The organism is Rhodococcus cerastii, assembly GCF_033042195.1.
Taxonomy (GTDB): domain Bacteria; phylum Actinomycetota; class Actinomycetes; order Mycobacteriales; family Mycobacteriaceae; genus Rhodococcoides.
Genome location: NZ_JAWLKF010000013.1, coordinates 90,354 through 115,938, shown reverse-complemented (window position 1 = coordinate 115,938; position 25,585 = coordinate 90,354). Strand labels below are relative to the sequence as shown.

The window sequence follows — 25,585 nt, the reverse complement described above, 5'->3', positions numbered from 1 at the left end:
GGCGCGTTGCCCGTCTCGGGCAGGTAACAACTCGGCTGCAGCGGTGGACAGGCCGGCTCGAGTAAAGAATTGTTAAAGGTCGGCGACGGCACGCCCCAACGACCGCGCAGGAACCGAATCCGACGAACCGTGCCGTCGAGGATGGTGACGGCAACCGTGGACACACTTGCTCGCAAACTGGGCCTCAGAACCGACAATCACATCTTCTTCGTGTCGGCCGGCCTCACGATCACATTGCTGGTTCTGTTCCTCGTCTTCCAGGACTGGGTGGGAAACGCGTTCGGTGTCGGGAGGGAGTGGATCGTCACCAATCTCGGCTGGTTCTTCATCATCGGCGTCACGGTGTGGCTGGTGTTCTTGATCTGGGTTGCCGTCAGTAAGTACGGTCATCTGCGGCTCGGTGAGGACGACGACAGACCCGAGTATTCGAACCTGTCGTGGTTCGCAATGCTCTTCGCCGGCGGAATCGGCACTGTGTTGATGTTCTGGGGTGTGGCAGAACCGATTTCGCACTTCTCCGCGCCGCCGTTCGACGACGTGGAGCCTTACAGTGTCGAAGCATCCCAGGATGCGATGAGTATCTCGCTCTATCACCTCAGCTTGCACACCTGGGCGATCTTCACGTTGCCAGGGTTGGCATTCGGCTTCTTCATCTACCGGTACAAGCTGCCGATGCGCGTGTCGTCGGTGTTCTATCCGATTCTGAAGGAACGCATTTGGGGTCCGATAGGCAAGACGATCGATGTATTCGCAGTATTGGGCACGATCTTCGGACTGGCAGTGTCGTTGGGGCTCGGTACTTCTCAGATCAACGCCGGACTGAGTGAGCTTGTCGGGCTTCCCGATGCCGTGTGGGCGAAGGTGCTGATCATCGGCGTACTCACTGTGGTTGCGACGATTTCGATTGCCGTCGGGTTGGACAAGGGCGTGCGTCGCCTCTCCAACCTGAACATCCTCGTCGCGGTCGGTTTGATGATCTTCGTCCTGATCGCGTCGGACACCGTCTTTCTGCTGCGCCAGGTGTTCGAGAGCTTCGGCAATTACGCACAGGACATCGTTCCGCTGTCCTTCTGGAACGACGCCATGGCCGAGTTCACCTCCGACGGCGGGTGGGGATGGCAGGGTGGTTGGACCGTCTTCTACTGGGCGTGGACCGTCACCTGGGCCCCGTTCATGGGCGTCTTCCTCGCACGGATCTCGCGGGGCCGCACGATCCGCCAGTTCGTCGCCGGAGTTCTGGTCGCACCGTCGCTGTTCACACTGGTGTGGTTCGTCGTATTCGGCTGGTCTGCAATGAGAATCGATGGAATCGGTGGCAGCGGCGGTTCGATCTCGGAAGCAGTGTCCGAGAGCGTGCCATTGGCGATGTTCACGTTCTTCGAGAACTTCCCGGCCGCGACCCTGGTTCAAGGGATCGCCGTGGTCGTCGTGGCGCTGTTCTTCGCAACCTCGTCCGACTCGGCATCGCTGGTGATCGACATGCTGTGCTCCGGTGACGGTGAAGCGGGCCCCGTGCGGCAGCGAGTGTTCTGGGGCGTCACCGAAGGCGCGGTGGCCGCCACTCTGATCGTGCTCGGCGGTGAGGCAGGACTGCAGGCGCTGCAACAGGTCATCACCGTGATCGGGCTACCGATCTTCATTCTGGTGTCGTTGATGATCATTGCTCTGGTGATGGGACTGCGCGCCGAGCGAGTGAAGGTGCAACCGCTCACCCGGGAGGAATTCCGCGAACACAACGGCGAGTCGACCGCTACCGAGTCCGAGAAAGTGCGCTCGTCGAGCCTGGCACGGAATTCCGATACCCGCGTCGAGTCTCCCGACGATCGAACGGAGTGAGGGCTCGAATATCTGTTTCGAGGCCGGTCGAGGTCACTTGTGCCGTCACTTCCGTGGGCCTGAGTGTTCAGGATCGTGCGGACGACGCGGGAAGTCGCGCAATGTGTTCGATTGTGAACGCTCGGGTGCGGGCGGGGTAAGAAATACCCTGGGTGCATGGCTCGAGAGCAACCGGATGTGATCGGGTGACTCCATGCGCACCTCGACCTCCACCCGACTGATCACCGCTATCGCAGCGGTGACTTTGACACTCTCCACAGGCGTCGCGTGTTCGGCGACGACTACCGCAGAACCACCGCAGACCGCTGCAACCACCACCGAACAGTCCGTCGATGAACAGTCCAGTACCGAACAGGTCTATCTCGATTTCGAGGCCAGGGATAATGCTCGACTCGGCGTCAGTGCTGTCGATCTCGCCTCCGATTCCACCGAAAATCATCGCGGCGACGAACGTTTCGCGTTCTGTTCGACGTTCAAGGTGTATGCCGTCGGTGCCGTTCTCGCCGCCGTCGACGCAGGCACTCTGCAGCTGACCGACACCAGAACGATCACCGCGGAAGACAAGGTGCCCGAGTCGGCGGTCGATTGGGAACCCGGGTCGGTAGTCACGATCGCAGACTTGGCTTCGGCCGCATTGACCGAGAGCGATAACACCTCCGGCAATCTGTTGATTCGCGAGGCCGGTGGCACGGCGGCTCTCACCGAGTTCGCGAGGTCGCTGGGGGACACCGAGTTCCGGCTCGACCGCACCGAGCCCGAACTCAACACCGCTATCCCCGGAGATCCACGCGACACCACGACACCGAACTCGATGGCCGCCGGCTACCGAACCTTGCTCGACGGCGATGTGCTGACCACGGACTCACGCGAACAGCTGTTGGCCTGGATGGCCGATACCCAGACCTCCGATGCTCGGTTCCGCGCCGGCATCCCCGATGGGTGGACTTCGGCCGACAAGACCGGCACGGGCAGTTACGGCGTCTCGAACGATGCAGGGCTGTTGCTGGGACCGGACGGGCAGCGAATCCTCGTGGTCATCCTCAGTGCTACGACGTCAGACACCGAAGATTCACCGGCCATGAATTCCCTCGTTGCCGATGCGACGCGACAGGTCGTCGAACAACTGCAGTGATTCTCAACCCTCCGCGCGGCGGACGGCGTCGACCAGTGGGATCAGATCCGGCTCGGTCGACGCCTCATCGAGTGCCTCGCGCAGCGCCGCATCGTTGGTCGGGCGTGCGGCCTCGAGCAGGGCCAGGCCTTCTTCGCTGACGTCGGTGTAGATGCCTCGGCGATCGGTGGGGCACAGGTACCGAGTGAGTAGTCCGCGGTCTTCGAGCCGGGTGACCAGGCGTGTCGTCGCACTCGGGCTCAGTACGACGGCGTCGGCCACCTGCTTCATCTGCAGATGCCCGCCCTCCCCATCGTGCTGTCTGCCCAGGACGTCGAGCAGCCAGTACTCACGAGCACTGAGGTTGTGCTCGGCCTGTAGTGCGCGTTCGATCCGACCCTCGATCCGGCCGTGCAGCACCGCCAGCGCCAGCCAGTTCTGCGCCAGCGCCGTCAGCGCGGGGTCGTGTGCGCTCATGTGTCGTGCCTCTCGGTACCGATACTCGTGACCACCCACCGTACCGCGCCGGCAATTAACGGCGTCTGCAACGACAGGCCTACGACGGCCTCCGTGCGACGATGCGTCGAGCATGCGCGAGTACCGGGGCATCGACCATCTGGCCACGGAAGGTGAAGACGCCGCGGTTCTGGGCTACGGCGTCGAGCACGTCGGTGGCCCAGTCGAGTTCCTCGGCGGTGGGCGCATAGGCCTGGCGAACGACGGGGATGTGGCTCGGATGAATGGCCACTTTTCCGTCGAAGCCGATAGCCACGGCATCCTCGGACTCCGCGCGGACACCGTCGAGATCGGGGATGTCGAGGAACACCGAGTCCAACGCGAACACCCCGCGTGCCTTGGCTGCAAGCAGCGTCTGCGACCGAACATGCTGCGCCACAGCACGATACTGTCCATTGGAATGCCTGCTCGAGTTGCCACCCATGGCGGCCACCAGATCCTCGGCACCCCACATGGCACCGATCGCATTGTCGGCGGCGAGGGCGTCGAACACCGTCATCGCGCCGAGCGGGGACTCGATCAGCGCGACGACATTCAACGGAGCCAGTGCCGCAATCTGTTCGGCCGATTCACATTTGGGGAGCATGACGGTGGTGTACTCGGTCTGCTGCAACGCCGCGAGGTCCGCAGCCTGATCGTCGGTGCCGTGCGCGTTGACGCGGACGATGGTGCGCGCCGGATCCAGGGGGGTCGACAGGACGGACTCACGAGCACCCGCCTTGTCCGCCGCCCCGACCGCATCCTCCAGGTCTAGGATGACGACATCCGCTCGTGCTGCGGCCTTTTCGTAGCGCTCGGGGCGGTCTGCCGGGCAGAACAACCACGCGGGCCCCGGCGGAACCCAGGTCACGACGCCTCCTCCGGTGGTTGCATCCGGACGAGCGTCTTGCGGACGGCGATCGCGACGACGTCCCCGTGTTGGTTTCGACCGGTGTGGGTGAATGTCACGATGCCCTCGCCGGGGCGGGATTTCGATTCGCGCTTGTCCGAGATCACGGTCTCGGCGTAGAGGGTGTCGCCGTGGAACAGCGGCTTGGGGAACGACACCTCCGAGAAACCGAGGTTCGCAACAATAGTTCCCTGCGTCAGTTGGGCGACCGACAAGCCCACGACAGTGGAGACCGTGAACATCGAGTTCACCAGGCGCTGCCCGAACGGCGTCGACTCGCTGTAGGCCGCATCGAGATGCAGTGCTTGCGTGTTCATCGTCTGTGTGGTGAACAGGGTGTTGTCGGCCTCGCTGATGGTGCGGCCGGGTCGGTGTTCGTAGATTGTGCCGAGTTCCATCTCCTCGAACCACAGGCCCCGCTGGCGAATTCGCTTGTCGCTCACAGTCCCAGGCTCCGTGCGATGAGCATCAGCTGAACCTCGGTGGTGCCTTCGCCGATCTCGAGGATCTTGCTGTCGCGGTAGTGCCGTGCGACGACGTACTCGTTCATGAAGCCGTAGCCGCCGTGGATCTGCGTCGCATCGCGGGCGTTGTCCATGGCTGCCTCGGAGGCGACGAGCTTGGCGATGGACGCAGCCTTCTTGAACGGCTTGCCCGCCAACATCAGTGCCGCCGCGTCGTAGTACGCGGTTCGCGCGGTGTGGGCGCGGGCCTCCATGCGGGCGATCTTGAACGAGATCGCCTGATTGCGGGCGATCGGGCTGCCGAAGGCTTCGCGCTCCTTGGCGTACTTGACGCTCTCGTCGACGCAGCCCTGTGCGGCACCGACCGAGACGGCGGCGATCGCGATCCGGCCCTCGTCGAGGATGTGCAGGAAGTTGGCGTACCCGCGGCCTTCCTCGCCGAGCAGATTCTCCTGGGGCACGCGTACATCGGTGAAACTGAGCGGGTGGGTGTCGGAGGCGTTCCAGCCGACCTTGTTGTAGGCGGCCTCTGCGACGAATCCCGGGGTATCGGTGGGGACGAGGATCGAGGAGATCTGCTTGCGCCCGGTGGCTTCGTCGACACCTGTCACGGCGGTGACGGTGACCAGTTCGGTGATGTCGGTGCCTGAGTTGGTGATGAACTGCTTGCTGCCGTTGATGATCCAGTCACCACCGTCGCGCTTGGCGGTGGTCTTGGTGCCACCCGCGTCGCTGCCGGCGCCGGGCTCGGTGAGACCGAACGCGGCCAGGGCCTTGCCTGCGGTGAGCTTGGGCAGCCACTGCTGCTTCTGCTCGTCGTTGCCGAATCGGTAGACGGGCATTGCGCCGAGCGAGACGCCGGCTTCGAGGGTCATCGCCACGCTCTGGTCGACTTTGCCGAGCTCCTCGAGGGCCAGGCACAGCGCGAAGTAGTCGCCGCCCATGCCGCCGAACTCCTCGGGAAACGGCAGGCCGAACAGGCCCATCTCGGCCATCCCGGCGACGACCTCGTACGGAAAGGAATGCTCGGCATCGTGTTTCGCCGAGACCGGGGCCACGACCGTTCGGGTGAAGTCGGCAACGGATTTGACCAGTTGCTGGTACTCGTCGGGCAGATTCGCGGACGACAGATGATCGGTCATGATGGGTCCTGTTCGGTGTGGTTGGGGACGATTCGGGCGAGGAGCTGGTCGACGCGGACCTGATCTCCCACTGCAACAGTCAGTTCGACGGTGCCGTCGATCGGGGTGGTGAGGGTGTGTTCCATCTTCATCGCCTCGACGACGACGATGGCCGTACCCGCGCTGACGGCGCTGCCGGTGGTTGTTCCGATCGCGATGATCGAGCCCGGCATGGGCGAGAGGATCTCGGCGTCGCCGGAGTGCGCGTCGTCCTCGCGGACGCTCGCCTCGGCGATCCGGTCGACTCGCCAGGTGCCTCGGGAGCTGGAAATCCATGTTGCCGAGCCGCTTCGAGCGAAGGTCATCGATTCGCGTAGACCGTCGAGCACCAGATCCACTGAATTCTCGGTGGCCGTTGCCCGCAAGGCGCGCGGCGATCCGTCGTCGACGACGACCGTTGCCGCGGCCGTCGTGCCGGTGATCGCTACGTGCGCCGTCCGACCTCCGGACGCGAGGCGACGATGGAACGACGCGTGCGCGCCGACTCGCCAACCCGACGGTGCTGCCCAGATGTCCTGTTCCGCGGTCTGCCACGCGTCGAGCCACTGCACTGCGGCGGCGGCGATCAGCGCCTCGTCGGTGGCCTCGGCGGCCACGAAATCCTCGACACGGCGGTCGAGCAGCCCGGTGTCGAGATTACCGGCACGAACATCGTTGTCGGCGAGCAGGAACCGAGCGAACTCGATGTTGGTAACGACCCCGAGTACTGCGGTGTCGGCCAGTGCACGATCGAGGCTGCGCAATGCGGTCGCGCGATCGGGGCCGTGCGCGATGACCTTGGAGAGCATGGGGTCGTAGTTGCTGCCCACCTCCGTTCCGACGGCGAGACCGGAGTCGACGCGAATCCCCGGCGCAGATGGCTCACGCAATCCGACGACGGCACCGCCGGTGGGGAGGAATCCGCGGCCGGGGTCCTCGGCGTAGACGCGGGCCTCGATGGCATGTCCGGTGAGCCTGATGTCGTCCTGCGCGAGAGTGAGGGGTTCGCCCGATGCCACCCGAACCTGCCACTCGACGAGGTCGAGACCGGTGACCATCTCGGTGACCGGGTGCTCGACCTGAAGACGAGTGTTCATCTCCATGAAGAAGAACTCGTCGGGGCGATCGGCCGAGACGATGAATTCGACTGTGCCGGCACCGGAGTAGTCGACACTGCGGGCAGTGTTGCAGGCAGCCTCGCCGATGCGTGCGCGGGTCGCTTCGTCGAGCAGGGGAGACGGAGCCTCCTCGATGACCTTCTGGTGCCTGCGCTGCAGACTGCATTCGCGTTCGCCGAGGTGGATGACATTGCCGTGTCCGTCGGCGAGGATCTGTACCTCGATGTGCCGGGGCCGCAACACGAATCGCTCGAGGAAGAGGGTCTCGTCTCCGAAGGACGAGGCCGCCTCCCGGCGAGCACTCGTCAACGCTGCAGGCAGATCCTCGGCACGCTCGACCAGACGCATGCCCTTGCCGCCGCCACCGGCGGAGGGTTTGACGAGTACCGGGAATCCGACGTCCGGCGCGCCGGCGACGAGATCGGCGTCGGTGAGGCCGGGGCGGGAGATTCCCGGAACGACGGGTACGCCGAATGCGCTGACGGCTGCCTTCGCAGCGATCTTGTCGCCCATCACTTCGATGGCTTTAGCCGGGGGCCCGAGGAATGCGATTCCGGCTTCGGCACAGGCGGTCGCGAACTCGGAGTTCTCGGAGAGAAAGCCGTATCCGGGGTGAATGCCCTGAGCGCCTGTGCTTTTCGCGGCTGCGATCACCTTGGCGATGTCGAGGTAACTCTCACGAGCGTTCGCGGGTCCGAGTCGGACGGCGGTGTCGGCCTCACGAACGTGTCGGGCATCGGCGTCGGCATCGCTGTACACGGCGACGGTACGAATTCCCATGCGGCGCAGTGTTCGTGCCACCCGCACGGCGATCTCGCCGCGGTTGGCGATCAGAACGGTGTCGATCATCGTGGTCATATCTCTCACATCCTGAAAACGCCGTAGGAGACCGGCTCGAGCGGCGCGTTGGCGCACGCCGAGAGGGCCAGTCCGAGAACCTGCCTGGTATCGGCCGGGTCGATGATGCCGTCGTCCCACAGGCGGGCCGTCGAATAGTAAGGGTTGCCCTGACTTTCGTACTGGTCACGGATGGGAGCCTTGAACGATTCCTGGTCCTCGTCACTCCACGGCCGACCGGCAGCGTCGAGTTGTTCGCTGCGCACCGTGGCGAGCACGGACGCCGCTTGCTCGCCGCCCATCACCGAGATACGCGCGTTGGGCCACATGAAGAGGAAGCGCGGAGAGTATGCGCGGCCGCACATCGAGTAGTTGCCCGCACCGTACGAGCCGCCGATGACGACGGTGATCTTGGGGACCCGAGCACAGGCGACCGCGGTGACCATCTTCGCGCCGTGCTTGGCGATGCCGCCTGCCTCGTAGTCGCGGCCGACCATGAAGCCGGAGATGTTCTGCAGGAAGACCAGCGGAATGCTGCGCTTGTCGCACAGTTCGATGAAATGCGCGCCCTTCATGGCGGATTCGGCGAACAGCACGCCGTTGTTGGCGACGATTCCGACGGGATGGCCGTGGATGTGGGCGAATCCGGTGACGAGCGTCTTGCCGTATTCGGCTTTGAACTCGTCGAATTCACCCGCGTCGACGACGCGGCCGATCACCTCACGCACGTCGTAGGGAGTGCGTGGGTCGGTGGGGACGACGTCGTAGAGATCGGTCTGGTCGGCTACGGGTGCGCGTGTGGGAAGAAGGTCCCACGGCCGCGGAGTGCGGGGTCCGAGGGTGGAGACGATGCGGCGGACGCGGTGCAGCGCGTCTCGATCGTCCTCGGCCAGATGGTCGGTGACGCCGGAGATCTTCGAGTGCAGATCACCGCCGCCGAGTTCCTCTGCGGTGACGACCTCGCCGGTCGCGGCCTTCACCAGAGGCGGGCCGCCGAGAAAGATCGTGCCCTGATTCTTGACGATGATCGCTTCGTCGCTCATCGCCGGCACGTAGGCGCCGCCCGCGGTGCAGGAGCCCATGACGGCGGCGATCTGCGCAATTCCCTTGGCGCTCATGGTCGCCTGGTTGAAGAAGATGCGGCCGAAGTGGTCGCGGTCGGGAAAGACCTCGTCCTGGCGCGGAAGGAATGCGCCGCCGGAGTCGACGAGGTAGATGCACGGCAGAGTGTTCTGCAGTGCGATCTCCTGCGCGCGTAGATGCTTCTTCACCGTCATCGGGTAGTAGGTGCCGCCCTTGACGGTGGCGTCGTTGGCGATGATCACGCATTCGCGACCGGAGACGCGGCCGATGCCGGCGATCACGCCTGCGCCGGGGCACTCGTCGTCGTAGAGGCCGTTGGCGGCCAACGGTGAGATCTCGAGGAACGGGCTGCCGGGGTCGAGAAGCTCGTCGACGCGGTCGCGGGGGAGGAGCTTGCCGCGGGCGATGTGCCGTTCCCGAGACTTCTCGCTCCCGCCGCGGGCAGCAGTGGCCAGCTTTTCTGCGAGCTCACTGGTGAGAAGCTCGTGATCTGCCCGGTTGGCAGCTGTGTCGATCGCCATGAGGTGCACGCCTTAAGGGGTTGGACGTCAGTGTCACGAAAGTTCAGTTAATCGTTGATAACTGACACGATAGTAAACTACGATTAACTGAGTGTCCAGAGTCGAGGAGGTGACGGTGCAGGAGTCGGAAGCGAAACCGACGACCGTGCGTGAGCAACGCAAGGCCGAGCGTCGGCAGCAGTTGCTGGGCGCTGCAGCATCACTGTTCGCCGAACGCGGGTTCACCTCGGTGCGACTCGAGGATCTGGGCGCGGCCGTCGGTGTCAGCGGACCGGCCGTCTACCGGCACTTCCCCAACAAGGAGGCCGTGCTCGTCGAGTTGATGGTCGGGATCTCGGAGTATCTGCTCGACGGTGGCCGTGCGGTGGTCGATCGTGGTGAGGTCGCCGCGGACACCGTGTCCGCATTGGTCGAGTTCCACCTCGACTTCGCCTTCGACACACCGGCATTCATCAGAATCCAGGATCGCGACCTGCAGAGTCTTCCGGAGGGTGCGCGCCGCAAGGTGCGCCGAATGCAGCGCGAGTACGTGGAACTGTGGGTCGAGGTGCTGTGTGCCGTCGACCCGGAATTGAACGAGTCCGACGCGCGAACCACGGCGCACGCGGTCTTCGGTCTGATCAACTCGACGCCCTACAGTGCGGGGCGTACTCCGTCGAAGAACGCTCGTCCGGTGCTGCGGGCAATGGCGCTGGGGGCGTTGGGGGTTGCTGCGCCGAGCCGCACAGCATCGACCTGAGCGTCCACCTACACCGACGCGCGCTCGGCTTTCTCCGCATGTCGGCGGGTGGGCTCGGGCGGACGAGCGCGACGGGATCCGATCACTCCGGCGGCAACGGCACCGACGAGGCACACTCCACCGACCGCGTATCCCAGGAGCGGTCCGCGGGAGGTCACCCACTCCAACTTGTTGGCCGCGTCGCGAGCCGAGGCCACCTGCTCGAGCCGACCCGTCTCGTCCAGGGCGAGAGACGCCTTGAAGATCGTCACCTCGGGGACCTTCGGATCTCTCGCGAAGTACTGGTACGGCGTTTCCTGTCCCCACACCAGGCTCCCGCTCGTGGGCTCGACGTAGATGTCGCGCACGTTCGAGTACCAGCGCTTCATCGTGATCGGCTCGTCCCCGTCGCCCAATCCCCACTTCGAAGCCGGGAGGGTCACCGAGTTGATCGGCGACTGCGTGGTGGTCGAGAGGTCGGCCTCGGTCACGATCGATCGGAAGTGATAGATCGGCAGCCCCTCCATGGTGAGCTCCTCGACGAAGTTCGCCTCGAAGCTCGTCCACGCAGTCGCGTCGTAGACCGTGTACGTGATCGGCTGGGTATCGAAGGGAAAGCGATGCTGTAAGCCGTTGCGCGGCAGAGGAATGGCCGGCGAGTCGACTGTGGTCTGCAAGGATCCGGCGGGCTCGACGGGTAGTCCGGTGCGCCGGTCGCTCGTCACGCGATCCACCGAGGCGGTGAGCAGGCCCGCGTCACCGTCGCGGTCGGCACGTCGCACGGTGGCTCCGACCTGGAAGGTGACGCGGTCTGCATCGGAGGGGTCTTCCACGGTGATGTACCGCTGGAGAACGAGGGGGACATTATTCGCGATCGACAGGGGGCCGGGGCCGGTGATCGTCCTCGAGTCGAGGACCTCGCCGCCTGCGCCTTCTGCCGTGGTGGCCACCGTGGTTGCGGCGATGTCGAGGGGAGTTACCGCCAGACGGTCGTAGACGAGGGTGGGCAGCAGTAGCGCAACGACGATCGCGAATGATCCCAGACCTGCGAGCACGCACATCGCGATTCTCACCCGTGACATAAACACCGTCCCAACTCATTTCGATTCCGGCCATCTCATCCTGCCGTGACGGAAGCACCGAATGTCTGCTTCCGCGTTGTGACCTGTCAGCATGTTCGGCGGCAATCACAGAGACATCAACCGATGTTGAGATTTCGTCGAAAGGGGCACACTGGGATCGATCGCGCTGAACAGGGGGGACGACGCATGGCGACCGGTATCGATCGAGGCACGGTGGTCGGTCGTGGCAGTCGTTGGCGAACCATCGGGACCTTGCGAACCGGGCCCGGTTCTGCAGTCCTTCCGTTCGGCTGGGGACCGGCGATCGTGTTGGTCCTCGTGGCCTTCGTGGACCGTATCGAATTCAGCCTCGTAGCTGCCGTTCTTCCTCAGCTGCAGGCCGAATGGGGTTTCGGCGACGCGGTGGCGGGATCGCTGCCCAGTGCGTCCGCGATCGCCGCGGGCGTCCTGGCGATACCTGCTGCATACCTCGCCGACCGTCACGATCGCGGCAGGATCGTGACGTGGGTCGTCGTTCTGTGGTCTTTGGCGACGCTGGGTTCTGCGCTTGCGCCCACGTTCCTGATCTTCTATCTCGTGCGGGTCGGTCTGGCTGCCGCAGAGGCAGTGGACAACCCGGCGAGCGCGAGTCTTCTTGCCGACTTCTACCCGCCTGCAACACGATCCACGGCGTTCGGTTGGTGGCGAACCTCGGCGTACCTGGGCGGGGCGGGCATCGTCCTGGGTGGTGTGCTGGCGGACTGGCTGGGCTGGCGCGGGGCATTCATGGTCATGACGATCCCGGGACTGCTTGTGGCAGTGCTCGTCTCACGTCTGAAAGAACCCGAACGCGGATACGCAGACAGGTTGGCGGCCCGTGCAGACCCGAGCCTGCAGGCTCACGCGCCGTCCGGACCGCTTGCCATCCAGCTCCGCCGACTGCTGCCCATCCGAACGCTGTGGTTCACCGGTGCGGCTCTGACGGTCATGAGTCTGTCGATCGGTGGCCTGACCTTCTGGCTACCGAGTCTGCTGCAACGCCGGTACGGCCTGTCCGAATCGGCCGCTGCGACGTCGGGCGGAGGAATGACGCTGCTCGGAATCGTCTTCGGCACGCTCGTCGCGGCGATGGCAACCCGTCGCGCCGTGGTCGGCACCAGCCTCGCGCAATGGCGAGTATTGCTGGGTGGTAGCGGAATTCTGGTGGGAAGTGTGTTCATGTCGATTGCGCTCGGCATGAACTCCACGGTGGTGTTCGTCGTCCTCCTCACTGTGTTCGCCTTCTTCTCGGCCTTCGCCCTCCCCACGCTCACCGCCTGCGTCGCCGACGTCGTTCCGGCACGCGATCGGGGTCTCGGATTCGGTATGCTGCAGATCGCCGCGACCGCGGGCGGTGCCGTCGGGCCGCTTCTGGTCGGTGTGGTGTCCGACGCAGCCGATTCACTTACCGTCGGCCTGATTCCGCTCCTTCCGCTGCTGGCCATCGGCGGAGTTTTCGCCCTCCTGGCCTACTGGTCCGTGGAACGCGATTCGCAGCGCGTCCTGGCCGCGGCTGCGCGGGAAGAGTAATTCGTTGTCGTCGGCCACAATGTCCCCATGACGATTGAGCTATCGCGCGCCGAGGTCGGCCGACGGCAGAGTCGATTCACTCTCGACGAGATCCCCCGCCTGTTGGCGATGGCCGGCTTCGTGGCCGCTCTGCACGTGATCGGGTGGGGGTTGTTCACGCACTACGACTCCATCCCGAGCATTCATGGACTCACCGGGGCCGACGGCACCCTCGTGTACGCCGGAGCGGGCGTGTTGGCGTACACCCTCGGGCTCAGGCACGCCTTCGACGCCGATCACATCGCCGCCATCGACGACACCACCCGCTTTCTGCTGCAGAAGGGCAAGCGGCCGTTGGCCGTCGGGCTCTTCTTCTCCCTGGGTCATTCGACGGTCGTGTTCGTCTTCGTCGCCGCCATCGCCTTCGTCGCGTCGCAGGCGACGGCGTTCCAGGACGCATTCGCCGGAGTCGGCGGCATCATCGGCACGCTGGTGTCCGGAACGTTCCTGTATCTCATCGCGGCTCTGAACATCGCAGTGCTCGCGGGAATCGTCGGAGTCTGGCGACGCGCGAAACGAGGTGAGTTCACCGAAGCCGGCCTCGACGAGTTGCTGGCCAAGCGTGGGCTGATGAATCGACTGTTCCGTGGCCGCTACGACAAGCTGATCAACCACTCGTGGCAGATGTACCCGCTGGGACTGCTGTTCGGGCTGGGATTCGATACCGCCACTCAGGTCGGTCTGCTTGCGATCGCAGGTACGACGGCCATGGCAGGCGGACTGCCACCGATGGCGATCATCGCGCTGCCGATTCTGTTCGCCGCGGGCATGACCACCATGGACACCATCGACGGCATCTTCATGTCCAAGGCGTACGGCTGGGCATTCGTGACGCCGGTGCGCAAGATCTACTACAACATGACGATGACGGGACTGTCCGTCTTCGTGGCACTGGTGATCGGCACGGTGCAGCTGTTGACCCTGCTCGCCGAGCAGTTCGAGCTGACCGGCGGACTGTGGGACGCGTTGGCCGTCATCGACCTCAATCTGGCCGGCCAACTCGTCGTCGGCACGTTCTTCGTCGTGTGGATCGGAGCGGTCGTGTACTACAAAGTGGCGCGCATCGACGAACGCGGTGGCTTCGCACACTCGAATGGAATGGAGACCCAGTGACCTCTCGTCGTCGGATCGGTGCCCTCTCGGTTGCCGCGGTTGTCGCGTCGAGCATGGTGACGGCGCTGCTGGCCGTACCTGCCTCCGCTGCACCGGCGATCACTCAGGAGATCGGTGACGTCGTCTCGACTCGCGATCTGGACCGAAACCTCTGGATTCCCGGCGCGGCCTCGGCCGAGGTGCTCACCTACGTCACCACCGACACCTTCGGTGAGAAGGCTCTGAGCACCGGCACCGTCTTTCTGCCGCCGGGCACTGCGCCGGAGGGCGGCTGGCCGGTGATCTCATGGGCCCACGGCACATCCGGGCTCGGCGACGCGTGTGCGCCGTCGTTGATCGGTCCGACCTACGCCGAGCGAGATCTGCCGTACTTGGCGAACTGGCTCGCGCAGGGCTACGCCATCGTCGCCAGTGACTATGCCGGCCTCGGAACACCCGGATTGCCGACCTATCTCGACGGGCGAACCACGGCTCACAACGTGGTCGACATGGTCAAGGCCGGCCGCAACCACAGCGAGGACCTCTCGCGATCGTGGGTGGCCGTCGGCCAGTCGCAGGGCGGCGGCGCAGCGATCTACACCGCGCGATACGCAACGGAATTCGGCGGCCCCGATCTCGACTACCGCGGGGCGGTCGGTACCGGAACTCCCGCGTACATCGAGAAGTTGGTCTCGATCGGTGGACCGGGCGTTCCGCCGGTGGAACTACCGTCGGGCCTGACCGCCTATGTCGCGTACATCGGTGCGTCACTGCGCTACGCGCATCCCGAGCTCGGGCTGGACGACATCCTGACCCCGCTCGGGAAGAAGTACGCAGACCTGGCCGAGACGACGTGCGTAACGGATTTCGAGGCACAACTGGACGGTGTGACGATCGGTGACTTCTTCACCGCACCACTGACCGGCCTGCCCAACTTCACTGCTGTCCTCGACGACTACATGGCGATGCCCGAAACCGGTTTCGACAAGCCCTTCTTCATGGGCAACGGGGTGCAGGACATCGACGTTCCGTTTCCGACCACCGCTGCCTACGTCGCCCGTCTGACGGCCAACGGTCAGCCGGTGACGTTCAGGGCCTACAACACCGACCACAGTGGGGCCTTCGTCCAGTCGCAGGCCGATACGATTCCGTTCGTCGCAAACCTGTTCCGCTAGTTCGCCGGCCGCTTGCTGGGTAGTCCGTAGGCGCGGGCCGTGAACAATTCGAGTACCGTGCGCGGCAGCAATCGCTGGGCGAGGAACACCGCCGGAGCATTGCTGCCGACCGCGTAGATGGGCAGCGTCTTCTTGTCCTCGACCGCTTTGAGGACGGTGAGGGCTACGGTCTCGGCCGTGATCCCCTCGGCCTCTTTGGCGTCGAGCTGAGAGATCACCGTGGTGAAGTCGCGAAGGTACGGCGAATGCGGGCCGCAGTACTTGGTGCGACGGGCCGACAGGCCGGTCGCGATGGCACCGGGTTCGACTGTGGTGATGTCGATTCCGTAGGGCTTGAGCTCGTAGCGCGCGGCCGTGGCAAACCCCTTGATCGCAGCCTTGGTGGCGGCGTACGACGAGCGGTAGGCCAATGGGAAGCTGGCGAGCATCGACCCGACGTTGACGATCTTTCCGCTTCCCCGATCTCGCATGCCCGGCAGCACGGCCTGGGTCAACTCGATCGCTCCGAAGACGTTGAGCTGGAAGAGCCGGGTGATCGCCTCGATGGGCAGCTCTTCGAGTGGGCCGCACTGGCTTTCGCCCGCGTTGTTGATCAGCACATCCACTGCGGTGTCGGCGATGCCCGCGACGAACTCGCGAATCGATGCCGGGTTCGTCAGGTCCAGGTCGCGGTAATCGACGCCGGGAATCGGGTCGGCCACCGAGGAGCTGTCGCGGCTCGTTCCGATGACGTGGTAGCCGCGAGCGATCAGAACCTCGGCGACGGCCTCGCCGATTCCGGACGTCGCTCCGGTGACTATTGCAGTGTTCATCTACGCCTCTTCGTTGCAGTGCGAGCTGCAGTGCGCGTGGCACTGCGGGTATCGGCCGGTTTCGTCGTGGTGGTCCCGGGGTGTTCCACGGCGCGCAAGGTGGTGCTCGGCACCGCAGTGTGCAGTGACGGCACTGACCTACTGGCCGACATCACAGTCCGGTCCGGACGCACGATTGCCGCGACGGCGTGACCGCGCCGCAACCACACGCCGAGATCGGAGGATGCCGCCACCTCGACTACCGCGGCTCCGCGCCGCTCGAGCTCGCGTCGCTGCTCAGTGCTCAGGGGTGTCGACGAGACGAACAGGAACTGCCCCGGTGCCGCATCGTCGAGTCGGATCCCGTTGTTCAACACGCTGTTCGGGCAAAGCTGTCCAGCAAGAGATCGAACCTGCGCACGAGATCGCAGCACATGCGGCGAGCGGGTGAGCGACGGCGTGGTGCTGGCGGTGACCTTTCTGCCGATGAACGGCAGATGCCCCAGAGCCGGCGCGACGTTGGTGCGCATGATGCCGGTCAGTCTGCTTCCGCCGGTCATGGCCAATCCGATCGCCACTGCCATCTGGATCATGGACTTGGCGTGTGTCTTTCGTTCGATTTCGTAGCTGTCGAGCGAGGAATCGGACACGTGTCCGTCGAGAGCGCCGACCAATTTCCACACGAGGTTGCGCGCGTCGCGCAGGCCTGCGCCCATTCCCTGACCGATGAACGGCGGAGTCAGGTGTGCGGCGTCGCCGAGAACGAAGACCCGGCGATCACGCCACCGATCGGCTACCTGCGCCTTGAAGGTGTACTCGGCGCTGCGAATCAATTTCATGTCCGGGATGTCTCCGGAAACGAACCACGGTGTGATCAAAGGTCGGATGGCCGAGAGGTCGGTGAACTCGTCGAGGGTCTCGCCGTCGAGCATCTGGAACTCCCAGCGATAGCGGGTGGTGCCGATGCGCATATACGTCGCCGATCGCTCGGAATCGCACACCTGGTGCACGCCGTCCCACTGATCGAGGTCGTCGTCGGTCTCGATATCGATCACCAACCACCGCTGCTCGAAACCGAGATCCTGCATTTTCGAGCCGATGGACCTTCGAACCACGCTGTTGGCACCGTCGCAACCGAGGACGTAGTCGGCGGTCACCCAATGTGGCGTCCCGTCCTCGGTGGAGGTGTACAAGACTCGGACCCCGTCCTCGAGGTTCTGCACATCGGTGATCTCGCATCCGCCACGCATCTGCACGGAGTCGTAGCGCGCGATGTGAGAGCGCATCAGACGTTCCAGTTCGGGCTGGTCGAACATGTTGGCCTGCGGATAGCCGTGCGGTCGATCGTCGGGATCCCGCTCGAACTCGGCAAGAGTTCGGATGTCCTTGGTGCACAACCGTAGTCCGCGACCCGGACGGGAAATGGCCGCGAAGTCCTCGGCCAGGCCCAGATCGCCGAGGATGCGGTACACCTCGTCGTCGAGGTGGACTGCCCGCGGCTGAGGGTAGACGTCCTCCCACCTGTCCAGCACGAGGCAAGGCACTCCGTACCGAGCGAACAGCAGCGCAGCGGTCATGCCGGATGGCCCGGAACCGACGATCACCACTTTGTGGTGCGTTCCGTCGGCTTCGAGTCCGATCATCGGTAGGAGACCCGGGTGCGCTGAACCCCCAGATCGAGGGAGCCGTCGGGAGTCGAGCAGGTGAGCTCGAGGACGTCGCCGTCCTGGAGGAACGCGGGATTCTTGGCCTGCTTCTTGAAGAAGACCTTCCACTTGACCGACGGCGGAACCAGCGATCCGATCATTTCGATCGGCTTGGCGGGGGCCTTCAACGCGGTACCGCCGGGAGTGCCGGTGAGCAACAGATCGCCCGCGTCGAGGCGCTGGAACTTGCTCAGAGCCTTGAGCGACTCGACCGGACGATAGATCATATCGGCGACCGTACTGTCCTGTCGCACAGAGCCGTTGACCCGCAGAGTCAGTGCGAGTTCGCCGAACCGGTCGAACTCACCGGCCTCGAGAAGTACCAGGCGCGGCCCGACCGGAGTGAAGGTGGGATACGACTTGCCCTCGTAGAACTGGGTTTTCGGCAGCTGCACGTCACGTGCCGAGACGTCGTTGGTGATCACGAGCCCGGCGACGTACTCGGCCACGTTTGAGGCGTCGACCTTGGTCCCGACGGTGAGCGTCTTGCCGAACACCAGCCCGATCTCGATCTCGTAGTCGAGCAGCTTCACATGCGGCGGCTTGACGATGTCATCGGTCGGGCCGCTGATCGATCCCGAAGTCTTGCGGAAGAACGTCAGCGGAACGGTGTCGGGGTTCATGCCCGAATCCTTCACGTGCGAAACGAAATTGGTCATGTTCGCCATCACCCGACAGGGTGCGGTGACCGGGGAGATCAATGACAACGTTTCCACGGCAACGACATCGGTGCCGGACCGAGCTGCCTCGATGGCTTGGCGGTCGGCGAGGAGCTCGGCGGTGGTGGTAGCGGAGGTATCGATGCGCGACGCGCCGACCGGGGTCTCGACCCACCAGGCGTCGGCGGTGCGGAGTACAGCGATGCTCATGAGGATGCCACTTTCATCAGGCCACGAAGGCGTTCGGTGTCGAACTCGTTGTCGTTACGCAGGGAGGAGAGGATCGATTTCAATTCGTGTATCGACGCTTTGCTGGGGGCGATTCCGAGGAAGTCCTTGGTCGCGGGCGGCCCCCACTGGGCCAGCCCGGACGCCGTCATCGGGGCCCAGCCGGGTTCGAGGGAGTCGTCGAACATGTCGCCGTCGCTGAAATGTTCCACCAGGAAACCGTCGGGATCACGCCAGTAGTCGAAGATCTGGCTGCCCTGGATGTGTCTGCCGATACCCCAGGAATGCTTGTATCCACGCGCGGTGAGGAATTCGCCGCCGGCGGCGATGGCGTCGATGTCGGTCACCTGATAGGCCGAGTGCACGTACCGATCCGAGGGGCCGAGAGTCATGGCGAGCGTGTGATGATCGGACGGGATGCTGCCGCGATCGCAGCGGATGAAACTCATCACCGGACCTCGGTCGCGTTGGCCGTCGTAGTAGAGGAAATCGCTGACGATCAGTCCCAGGTGATGCAGATACCAGTTCAGGTTTTCCAGATAGTCCACTCGCTGCAGCACCACATGCCCGAGTCGTTGTACTCGTGCAGGCTGATGCGGTGGCCGCTGAGTGGCGTTCACCCGATTGCGGGGATCGCCGAAGTTGTAGGTGTGTGTGTCCTGGCCCGGAAGCTCCGGGTGTTCGGTGTATCCCGAGACGACCTGAACGGGCTGACCACCCGGATCGGTCAGAGTGACCGCGATACCACCGAGTGTGTCGGGTAGGCGCTGGACCCGCTGCCCGGTGGCCTCGGCGAGTCGGACGACGTCGGCATCCTCGGCGGCGGCGAACGCTGCACCGACGAAACGAGTTCGCTTACCGCGTCGGATGATCACGCACGGTGAGCCGATGTGGGTGCCACGGAGGTGAATTTCCTCGGACGTGCGCAGTGAGACGGTGAATCCGAACGCCACGGCGAATGCCTCGGCCTTCGCCAGATCGGGTTTGCGGAACTCGAGCCATGCGATGTCGCGCACCTTGATGATCGGGTCGGTGGCTTTACCCGGGTGTTCGCCGGGCAGCGCGCCCTGATCCACATGCATGTTCTTGTGGCCGTCGACGTCGTGTCCCATCAGCCCTCCCTCGTTGTTGACACTATCGTCACCTATGACTGCTGAGTCAGTCAAGGATATTGACAAAATCGTCAGCGGTGAGGAAGAGTCAGGGCTTCGACCAGCGCAGACAGAAGTAGGGAACATGACAGAGACCCCGAATCGGCTCGAGCGGCGCAAAGCACGCACTCGCGGCGCGCTGATCGCGGCGGCGCAAGGATTCATCGCCCGCGGCGAACTGAACGCGCCGATCGCGGAGATCACGCAGGCTGCCGACGTCGGGATGGGGTCCTTCTACAACCACTTCGAGAGCAGAGAACAGCTGTTCCAGGCCGCGGTCGACGGCGCGCTCGAGCTGTTGGGTATCTACCTCGACTCGCTGACCGATGTTGCCGCCGATCCTGCCGAGGCGTTCACTCGATCCTTCCGAATCGCCGGCCGCCTGTTTCGGTTGCAGCCGGAGCTGAGCCGCGTACTCATCCACTCCGGCCCCGAATTGATCACCTCACCGCACGGTCTCGGTCCGCGCGCCGCGCGAGACATCGAGGCCGGAGTCGTTGCCGGATACTTTCGCGTCTCGGACATCCAGCTGTCGCTGGCATTGGTCGCGGGTGCACTGCTGGGCATGGGGCAGCTACTGCTCGAGCAACCCGAGCGGAGCGACGTCGAGGCCGTCGACCAGATGGCCTACGGCGTTCTGCTCGCCCTCGGCGTATCCGACGCCGATGCACGGGACCTGTGCGCGCGATCGCTACCGCCCATGAGTGACGTACCCAGCGTGGACGGGGCCAGCGAGTAGCCACCCGCCCACGCCGGCGAGCTCAGCGGGCGTGCGTCTTCTCCAGATCCCGGATGATCTCGGCGATCGCGCGGTCCTTGACGAGTCTGCGTTCCAGAATCGGGTTGAGAACTCCGCGGAACCAGAAGTACGGCGTCCAGGTGGACGGCGCGATGAGGCGGGCCCGACGCGTGCGGACCGAGTGCACCAGCAACTCTGCGGCGCGCTGCGAGGGCAGACGCCGGTTCAGTGGCCAGGGTAGAAACCCGCCGATTCGTCGGCCCATCGGATCGCTGTCGAGGGTGTTGCGGGCCAGATCGGTATCCACCACACCGAAGTACGCGAGGCCCGCTGTTGCGCCCACGGCGGCGAGTTCGATTCTCAGGGCGCGGCCGAGCTGTTCGACGGCCGCTTTGCTCACCATGTAGGCAGACCCGCCCATGCCGGGAGTGAAGGCGGCGCACGACGACACCAACAGGATGTGGCCGCCGCTCGCCACGATCTCGTCGGCCGCAGCACGCACGATGTTGAGCACGCCGCCGAAGTTCACGGCCATCACCGAGTCGAAGACCGCGCGGTCGATGGTCCTGATGGTGGCGGGCGGGGGCGTGATGCCGGCGTTGGCGATCACGATGTCGAGACCGCCGAACGTGCGCACCGTCGCGGCAACGCAGTCGGCCATCGCATCGGGATCGGTGACGTCGCCGGTGAGCAGCAGGATTCGTCCGGAACTCGTGGCGTCCGCGGGGAAGTCTCGATCGACCACGGCCACGGAGGCTCCCGCGGATACCAATTTCGCGACCGTCGCAGCTCCGATTCCACGTGCGCCACCCGTCACCAACGCCACTTTTCCCGGTAGCTCGATGCTGTTCTTCATGTGATGTCCCTCGTGGTCACGAGCTCGGTATCGGGTCGGAAATCTGCACTGCGCCAGTGGTAATGGCCGAGTTCGATGCTGGACATACGTTGGGTGAAATTCCGCACCGAACCGGGCCAGTACGTCACGTTTCGGCCCGACGGGCTCAGGTAGTAGCTGCTGCACCCGCCGGAGTTCCACACCGATCCCGCGAGCTTGCGGTCGGTGTGTTCGGCGAACGTCGACTGCGCACGCATGCTCACCTCGAGCGCCGTGATCGCGTTGGAGTCCATGGCGCGCAACGCCGCCAGGATGTAGTTCACCTGAGCCTCGATGGTGACCACCTGCGAGGTGTACACCACCGAGTTGGGGCCGAGCAGCATGAAGAAGTTCGGGAAGCCGTGCACCGTGGTACCTCGGTACGACGACATCTCGCCGTCGGGCCACTTGTCCGCCAACGATTTTCCGTCGCGGCCGACGATGCGCCGGAAGCCGGTGTGGCCGGAGACGGTGAATCCGGTCCCGAGGACGATCGCGTCCACCTCGTGCACGGTCCCGTCGGTGGTGACGATGCCCTCGGGCACGATTCGAGCGATGCCGGTGGTCTCGACGGTGACGTTCTCTCGGCACAGTGCGGGATAGAACCTGTTCGAGAAGGTGGGTCGCTTGCAGCCGAATTCGTAACCGGGCGTCAGCTTCTCGCGAAGAACAGGATCCTTCACCTGACGGCGCAGGTGAGCGCGGCCCACCGCCGTGAGCGGTGCCAACAACGAGCGATGGCTGATGAGTCCGGGGACCAACGCTTCCTGGAACAGATCGAACACGCGGCGCATGGCCCGCTGGGCCCGGGGGTACTTTCGCAGCACGGATCGGCCGGATTCGGAGATCGGCCGGTCGGGGTGCGGAAGAATCCAGGTGGGCGTCCGCTGGAACAGAGTCAGGTGTGCGGCCTCGGGGGCCAGCCGCGGGACGAACTGCACCGCCGATGCGCCGGTGCCGATGACGGCGATGCGTCGACCCTCGGCGGAGTGCTCGTGGTCCCACTTCGCGGAGTGGAACACACTGCCCGAGAACGCTTCCAGACCTTCGATCTTGGGCGTGGCCGGCTCGCTGAACGGTCCGAGGGCTCCGATCAGGATGCGCGCCGACCACGTTCCTGCACTCGTCCGCACCACCCATCGGGCCTGCTCGTCGTTCCAGGTTGCGTCCAGTACCTCGTGACCGAAGCGGATCCGATCCCGGATCCCGAACTTGTCGGTGCAGTCGTTGAGGTACGCCTCGATCTCGGGCTGCAACGGGTACAGCCGCGTCCAGTCCGGGTTGGGCGCGAAGGAGAACGAGTACAGGGCGGACGGGATGTCGCACTGCGCACCGGGATAGGTGTTCACGTGCCACGTTCCACCGACGGCGGTGTCACGCTCGAAGATCAGGAAATCGCCGCGTCCTTCCTGCTCGAGTCGGATCGCGGCACCGAGACCGCCGAAACCCGCGCCGATGATCGCGACGTCGATCTGCGGCACAGTCGTTTCGGTGTCGTTCGTCAGTGTTCCGGTCATGAGAGTTGGCTCCTTCTACAGATCGAGGACGACGACTTCGCCGTCGACGGCACCACGCGAGACGCACAGGGTGAGCGAGTTCTCGCGTTCGGAGGCATCGAGAACGCGGTCGCGGTGATCGACACGTCCGCCGACGAGACCGACCACGCACGCTCCGCAGAAGCCCTGGCGGCAGGAATAGGGCTGGTCCGGCCGCGATCGACGGAGGGCGTCGAGAGCGGTCTCCTGGGCCCCGACCTCGACGGTCTCGCCGGAACGGTCGAGCTGCAACACGAACGGCGTGCCGTCGACCACCGGTGCGGGCGCGAACAATTCGGTGTGGAATTCACGGACGGCCGTACTCGAGAGGGCCTCGGCACGAAGCCTGCTCGACAGTGCCGCGGGCCCGCAGACGTACATGGCGGAGTTGCCCATCCCGAGATCGACGATGTCCGCCGGAATCGGAAATCCGTCGACATCGTCGGTCTTGACGATCACATGACCGCGCGAGGTCAGTGCCAACTGCTGCAGTAGGGCAACGAACGGCAGACTCGCCCGAGAGCGACCGTGGTAGTACAGCGTCCACCGCGCCCCGTCCACAGCGGCGCGCTCGATCATCGCCCGGATGGGTGTGATGCCGATTCCTGCGGCCACGAAGAGGTAGTGCTCGGCCTCGGCCATCGGAAAGGCGTTGCGGGGTCCGCGAACTCGGAGGACATCACCGCGAGAGAGGGTGTGAATCTCGGTGGACGCCGTGCCGCCGGGGATCCTGCGAACGCTGATGCGGTAGCGATCACCTGCGCCGGGGCGACCGGCGAGCGAGTACTGCCGCACCGAGCCGGACGGGGTGGTGACGTCGATGTGCGCGCCGGGCAACCACTTCGGAAGCGGTGCACCGTCTGTGCGAGACAGCAGCAGTGAGCGAACATCCTCGGCCTCGTCGATCGTGTCGTCGACGACGGTCACGAATTCGTATCCGACACTTCGCCGGGGCCGCGCCGCGGACAGTGCTGTCACGATCGACGAATCGGTGACGAGTTTGGCGTAGACGCGGGACGCGGCACCGACGGCCCGCAGTCCGAGGCCGGGCGCGGTCACGGTGACCTCGCCCAGATGGCTGTGGGTGGGAGTGTTCACCACGTGAGTGCCTGTCATTGCTGGGCCGCCAGGGCTGCGGGGGAGACGGCGAGATACTGCACTGCTTTGTCGATGTCGCCCATCTTCGAGGGGTGGAAGCCCGGACGGATGTAGAGGGCGAGCTGTACGAACAGGAACGACAGACCGGGAATGAGATTCTTACGGGACGCGCGGGTGAAAGCGAGGGGCCAGGGGGTGCGCATTCGACGTTTTCCGGTTCGCGGCGTGGCAACCGAGTTCTTGTACAGGTACGCGGCGGTGGTGAACCAGAGCACGGCCAACCCGGCACTGGCCACGACTGCCGTTCGGGCCCGGCGGAATCCGCCACCGTCGACGTATTGGAACGCGTCGAATGCGACGTTGCGGTGCTCGAGCTCTTCCGCGCCGTGCCAGCGGAGCAGGTCGAGCATCGTGGGGTCGACGCCGATGCGGTCGAATTCGGTGTTGTCGAGCAGCCATTCGCCCACCACGGCAGTGAAGTGCTCTGCCGCTGCGTAGATTCCGAGGCGCTCGTTCAGCCATGCTTTGCCTGCGCGGCCGGTGAGGCCGTGGTCGCCGAACACCACACCCACGGCGAAGCGAATGCGCTGCAGAATCGGTTCGATGTCCACTCCGTGCGCAACGAGGTAGTTGCGGAAGCTCTCGTGGGAGGACGCGTGCGTTGCTTCCTGACCGACGAATCCCACGACTTCCTCGTGCAGTCGGCGGTCGTCGATGAACGGCAGCGCGCGGGCGAACACGTCCGCCATCGCTCGTTCTCCCTCCGGCAGGAGCAGGTGCATCACGTTCCAGAAGTGGGTGGCGTACCACTCGTGGGGGATGTACTGGAGCGGAACGCCGGACCAGTCGAATGTCACCGCGCGCGCCACTATCGCGTAGGACTCGTCCGTGTACTGCTCGTTCGAGTCGACCGCCTTGTTCCGAGACATTCGAAACTCCGTTTCTTCGAGATGGTGATGCTGCTGACATCGATGCTACATAGCAACACATTCTGTTGCAATGTTGCACGATAGTGGCCGGACGACCGTTAGGATCGAGCGATGCATCCAGATGGTGACGACGGGCCGATTCTCGATGCCGCCTTGGAACTGTTCGGTGAGGTCGGTATCCCTCGAACCACCATCGGCGACGTTGCCAAGCGCGCCAGGATCAACCGAGTGACCGTCTACCGCCGGATCGGGTCCAAGGACGACCTGGTGCGGGCGGTCATGGCGCGGGAGTCGTCGCGGCTGTTCGTGGCGGTGGCGGCAGCGGCCTCGGAGCAGACGTCACGAGCCGATCGTGCGGCGCACGGATTCGCCACGACCATCGACTCGGTTCGGACCAATCCGGTACTGCTCAAGATGTTCGATTCCGAGAGTTCGTTGGTGCTCGAGCAACTGACCACCAATGCGTCGGCATTGCTCGTGCCCGCGATCAACGCTGCCGCGCACATCGCCAGGGGCGAACTGGAATCCGATACCTTCGCCGTACCGGACGCACCGGAAATTGTTGTGCGCGTTGTTCATTCGATCTTGCTGACGCCGTCGGCCGCAGCCCCGCTCGATACCTACGATGATCTACTCGCGTTCGCGCACCGCAACATCGTGCCGCTTCTCGTCGGCGCTGGCTAGCG

General features: G+C 64.6%; 23 protein-coding genes. 8 read left to right on the top strand and 15 right to left on the bottom strand.

The annotated features are described in order from the left end of the window. The first annotated feature begins 156 nt into the window (after positions 1 to 156). Entirely contained in the window at positions 157 to 1,836 is a 1,680-nt protein-coding gene (locus R3P93_RS19925) for a BCCT family transporter (protein WP_256989553.1), read from the top strand. A gap of 193 nt (positions 1,837 to 2,029) precedes the next feature. Beyond that, a complete protein-coding gene (bla, locus tag R3P93_RS19920) occupies positions 2,030 to 2,968 on the top strand; it encodes a class A beta-lactamase (protein WP_317533863.1) in 939 nt (312 codons plus the stop codon). 3 nt (positions 2,969 to 2,971) lie between these two features. On the opposite strand, the gene R3P93_RS19915 is transcribed toward bla, so the two are convergent. The 6 genes from R3P93_RS19915 to R3P93_RS19890 all read right to left on the bottom strand — a co-directional run bounded on the left by R3P93_RS19915 (position 2,972) and on the right by R3P93_RS19890 (position 9,535). Further along, complete coding sequence (locus R3P93_RS19915; RefSeq protein ID WP_317533862.1) at positions 2,972 to 3,424, bottom strand: MarR family winged helix-turn-helix transcriptional regulator; 453 nt, start codon at positions 3,422 to 3,424, stop codon at positions 2,972 to 2,974. Between the two features lie 79 nt (positions 3,425 to 3,503). After that, positions 3,504 to 4,313, bottom strand: a complete 810-nt coding sequence (locus R3P93_RS19910; protein ID WP_068054903.1) for an HpcH/HpaI aldolase/citrate lyase family protein — start codon at positions 4,311 to 4,313, stop codon at positions 3,504 to 3,506. Beyond that, a complete protein-coding gene (locus R3P93_RS19905; RefSeq protein WP_394855335.1) occupies positions 4,310 to 4,795 on the bottom strand; it encodes a MaoC family dehydratase in 486 nt (161 codons plus the stop codon). The genes R3P93_RS19910 and R3P93_RS19905 overlap by 4 nt, the downstream gene beginning before the upstream one ends. Then, positions 4,792 to 5,958: an acyl-CoA dehydrogenase family protein gene (locus R3P93_RS19900; RefSeq protein WP_094671244.1), complete on the bottom strand. Its 1,167-nt coding sequence runs from the start codon at positions 5,956 to 5,958 to the stop codon at positions 4,792 to 4,794. Before R3P93_RS19900 ends, R3P93_RS19905 begins: the two co-directional genes overlap by 4 nt. Beyond that, positions 5,955 to 7,952, bottom strand: coding sequence for an acetyl/propionyl/methylcrotonyl-CoA carboxylase subunit alpha (locus R3P93_RS19895; protein WP_317533861.1), 1,998 nt, complete (start codon positions 7,950 to 7,952; stop codon positions 5,955 to 5,957). The genes R3P93_RS19900 and R3P93_RS19895 overlap by 4 nt, the downstream gene beginning before the upstream one ends. 5 nt (positions 7,953 to 7,957) lie before the next feature. Next, positions 7,958 to 9,535 (bottom strand): carboxyl transferase domain-containing protein, encoded by a 1,578-nt coding sequence (locus R3P93_RS19890; RefSeq protein ID WP_094671240.1) that lies wholly within the window; start codon positions 9,533 to 9,535, stop codon positions 7,958 to 7,960. Between the two features lie 91 nt (positions 9,536 to 9,626). On the opposite strand from R3P93_RS19890, the gene R3P93_RS19885 reads away from it, so the two are divergent. Then, positions 9,627 to 10,274 (top strand): SACE_7040 family transcriptional regulator, encoded by a 648-nt coding sequence (locus R3P93_RS19885; RefSeq protein ID WP_094687514.1) that lies wholly within the window; start codon positions 9,627 to 9,629, stop codon positions 10,272 to 10,274. Between the two features lie 8 nt (positions 10,275 to 10,282). Here R3P93_RS19885 and R3P93_RS19880 read toward each other — a convergent pair whose 3' ends face one another. After that, positions 10,283 to 11,326, bottom strand: a complete 1,044-nt coding sequence (locus tag R3P93_RS19880) for a DUF3068 domain-containing protein (protein WP_317533860.1) — start codon at positions 11,324 to 11,326, stop codon at positions 10,283 to 10,285. Between the two features lie 195 nt (positions 11,327 to 11,521). On the opposite strand from R3P93_RS19880, the gene R3P93_RS19875 reads away from it, so the two are divergent. The 3 genes from R3P93_RS19875 to R3P93_RS19865 are packed head-to-tail and all read left to right on the top strand — an operon-like array spanning position 11,522 to position 15,189. After that, the gene (locus R3P93_RS19875) at positions 11,522 to 12,883 is read left to right on the top strand and encodes an MFS transporter (protein WP_317533859.1); all 1,362 of its coding nucleotides are present in this window, start codon (positions 11,522 to 11,524) and stop codon (positions 12,881 to 12,883) included. Positions 12,884 to 12,910: 27 nt separating this feature from the next. Beyond that, positions 12,911 to 14,035 (top strand): Nickel transporter NicT, encoded by a 1,125-nt coding sequence (locus R3P93_RS19870; RefSeq protein ID WP_317533858.1) that lies wholly within the window; start codon positions 12,911 to 12,913, stop codon positions 14,033 to 14,035. A gap of 53 nt (positions 14,036 to 14,088) precedes the next feature. After that, positions 14,089 to 15,189 carry a lipase family protein gene (locus R3P93_RS19865; protein WP_317533884.1) on the top strand — a complete coding sequence of 367 codons (1,101 nt, stop codon included), beginning with the start codon at positions 14,089 to 14,091 and terminating at the stop codon, positions 15,187 to 15,189. Here the strand turns inward: R3P93_RS19865 and R3P93_RS19860 are convergent. From R3P93_RS19860 to R3P93_RS19845, 4 genes are read right to left on the bottom strand one after another with little or no spacing between them, the layout of a single operon-like run. After that, on the bottom strand, positions 15,186 to 16,001 hold the full coding sequence (locus R3P93_RS19860; protein ID WP_317533857.1) for an SDR family oxidoreductase: 816 nt from the start codon (positions 15,999 to 16,001) through the stop codon (positions 15,186 to 15,188). The genes R3P93_RS19865 and R3P93_RS19860 overlap by 4 nt on opposite strands. Continuing rightward, on the bottom strand, positions 15,998 to 17,623 hold the full coding sequence (gene mhpA, locus R3P93_RS19855; RefSeq protein ID WP_317533856.1) for a bifunctional 3-(3-hydroxy-phenyl)propionate/3-hydroxycinnamic acid hydroxylase MhpA: 1,626 nt from the start codon (positions 17,621 to 17,623) through the stop codon (positions 15,998 to 16,000). Before mhpA ends, R3P93_RS19860 begins: the two co-directional genes overlap by 4 nt. After that, on the bottom strand, positions 17,620 to 18,555 hold the full coding sequence (locus R3P93_RS19850; RefSeq protein WP_317533855.1) for a fumarylacetoacetate hydrolase family protein: 936 nt from the start codon (positions 18,553 to 18,555) through the stop codon (positions 17,620 to 17,622). Before R3P93_RS19850 ends, mhpA begins: the two co-directional genes overlap by 4 nt. Next, positions 18,552 to 19,685 carry a VOC family protein gene (locus R3P93_RS19845; RefSeq protein WP_317533854.1) on the bottom strand — a complete coding sequence of 378 codons (1,134 nt, stop codon included), beginning with the start codon at positions 19,683 to 19,685 and terminating at the stop codon, positions 18,552 to 18,554. The genes R3P93_RS19850 and R3P93_RS19845 overlap by 4 nt, the downstream gene beginning before the upstream one ends. Positions 19,686 to 19,809: 124 nt before the next feature. Between R3P93_RS19845 and R3P93_RS19840 the strand changes: the two genes are divergently transcribed. Further along, the gene (locus R3P93_RS19840; protein WP_317533853.1) at positions 19,810 to 20,463 is read left to right on the top strand and encodes a TetR/AcrR family transcriptional regulator; all 654 of its coding nucleotides are present in this window, start codon (positions 19,810 to 19,812) and stop codon (positions 20,461 to 20,463) included. A gap of 22 nt (positions 20,464 to 20,485) precedes the next feature. Here R3P93_RS19840 and R3P93_RS19835 read toward each other — a convergent pair whose 3' ends face one another. The 4 genes from R3P93_RS19835 to R3P93_RS19820 are packed head-to-tail and all read right to left on the bottom strand — an operon-like array spanning position 20,486 to position 24,899. Then, positions 20,486 to 21,319, bottom strand: a complete 834-nt coding sequence (locus tag R3P93_RS19835; RefSeq protein ID WP_317533852.1) for an SDR family NAD(P)-dependent oxidoreductase — start codon at positions 21,317 to 21,319, stop codon at positions 20,486 to 20,488. Then, entirely contained in the window at positions 21,316 to 22,854 is a 1,539-nt protein-coding gene (locus R3P93_RS19830; protein ID WP_317533851.1) for a flavin-containing monooxygenase, read from the bottom strand. Before R3P93_RS19830 ends, R3P93_RS19835 begins: the two co-directional genes overlap by 4 nt. Before the next feature lie 15 nt (positions 22,855 to 22,869). Then, entirely contained in the window at positions 22,870 to 23,988 is a 1,119-nt protein-coding gene (locus tag R3P93_RS19825) for a PDR/VanB family oxidoreductase (protein WP_317533850.1), read from the bottom strand. Continuing rightward, positions 23,985 to 24,899, bottom strand: a complete 915-nt coding sequence (locus R3P93_RS19820) for a metal-dependent hydrolase (RefSeq protein WP_317533849.1) — start codon at positions 24,897 to 24,899, stop codon at positions 23,985 to 23,987. The genes R3P93_RS19825 and R3P93_RS19820 overlap by 4 nt, the downstream gene beginning before the upstream one ends. Before the next feature lie 111 nt (positions 24,900 to 25,010). Between R3P93_RS19820 and R3P93_RS19815 the strand changes: the two genes are divergently transcribed. Continuing rightward, the gene (locus R3P93_RS19815; protein ID WP_317533848.1) at positions 25,011 to 25,583 is read left to right on the top strand and encodes a TetR/AcrR family transcriptional regulator; all 573 of its coding nucleotides are present in this window, start codon (positions 25,011 to 25,013) and stop codon (positions 25,581 to 25,583) included. Positions 25,584 to 25,585 lie beyond the last annotated feature (2 nt).

Excerpts from the sequence above, each read along its gene's own strand:
- bla (WP_317533863.1), top strand. The coding sequence starts at position 2,030 with ATGCGCACCTCGACCTCCACCCGACTGATCACCGCTATCGCAGCGGTG.
- R3P93_RS19915 (WP_317533862.1), bottom strand. The coding sequence starts at position 3,424 with ATGAGCGCACACGACCCCGCGCTGACGGCGCTGGCGCAGAACTGGCTG.
- R3P93_RS19900 (WP_094671244.1), bottom strand. The coding sequence starts at position 5,958 with ATGACCGATCATCTGTCGTCCGCGAATCTGCCCGACGAGTACCAGCAA.
- R3P93_RS19895 (WP_317533861.1), bottom strand. The coding sequence starts at position 7,952 with ATGACCACGATGATCGACACCGTTCTGATCGCCAACCGCGGCGAGATC.
- R3P93_RS19890 (WP_094671240.1), bottom strand. The coding sequence starts at position 9,535 with ATGGCGATCGACACAGCTGCCAACCGGGCAGATCACGAGCTTCTCACC.
- R3P93_RS19875 (WP_317533859.1), top strand. The coding sequence starts at position 11,522 with ATGGCGACCGGTATCGATCGAGGCACGGTGGTCGGTCGTGGCAGTCGT.
- R3P93_RS19870 (WP_317533858.1), top strand. The coding sequence starts at position 12,911 with ATGACGATTGAGCTATCGCGCGCCGAGGTCGGCCGACGGCAGAGTCGA.
- R3P93_RS19865 (WP_317533884.1), top strand. The coding sequence starts at position 14,089 with ATGGTGACGGCGCTGCTGGCCGTACCTGCCTCCGCTGCACCGGCGATC.
- R3P93_RS19860 (WP_317533857.1), bottom strand. The coding sequence starts at position 16,001 with ATGAACACTGCAATAGTCACCGGAGCGACGTCCGGAATCGGCGAGGCC.
- mhpA (WP_317533856.1), bottom strand. The coding sequence starts at position 17,623 with ATGATCGGACTCGAAGCCGACGGAACGCACCACAAAGTGGTGATCGTC.
- R3P93_RS19850 (WP_317533855.1), bottom strand. The coding sequence starts at position 18,555 with ATGAGCATCGCTGTACTCCGCACCGCCGACGCCTGGTGGGTCGAGACC.
- R3P93_RS19845 (WP_317533854.1), bottom strand. The coding sequence starts at position 19,685 with ATGGGACACGACGTCGACGGCCACAAGAACATGCATGTGGATCAGGGC.
- R3P93_RS19840 (WP_317533853.1), top strand. The coding sequence starts at position 19,810 with ATGACAGAGACCCCGAATCGGCTCGAGCGGCGCAAAGCACGCACTCGC.
- R3P93_RS19835 (WP_317533852.1), bottom strand. The coding sequence starts at position 21,319 with ATGAAGAACAGCATCGAGCTACCGGGAAAAGTGGCGTTGGTGACGGGT.
- R3P93_RS19830 (WP_317533851.1), bottom strand. The coding sequence starts at position 22,854 with ATGACCGGAACACTGACGAACGACACCGAAACGACTGTGCCGCAGATC.
- R3P93_RS19825 (WP_317533850.1), bottom strand. The coding sequence starts at position 23,988 with ATGACAGGCACTCACGTGGTGAACACTCCCACCCACAGCCATCTGGGC.
- R3P93_RS19820 (WP_317533849.1), bottom strand. The coding sequence starts at position 24,899 with ATGTCTCGGAACAAGGCGGTCGACTCGAACGAGCAGTACACGGACGAG.
- R3P93_RS19815 (WP_317533848.1), top strand. The coding sequence starts at position 25,011 with ATGCATCCAGATGGTGACGACGGGCCGATTCTCGATGCCGCCTTGGAA.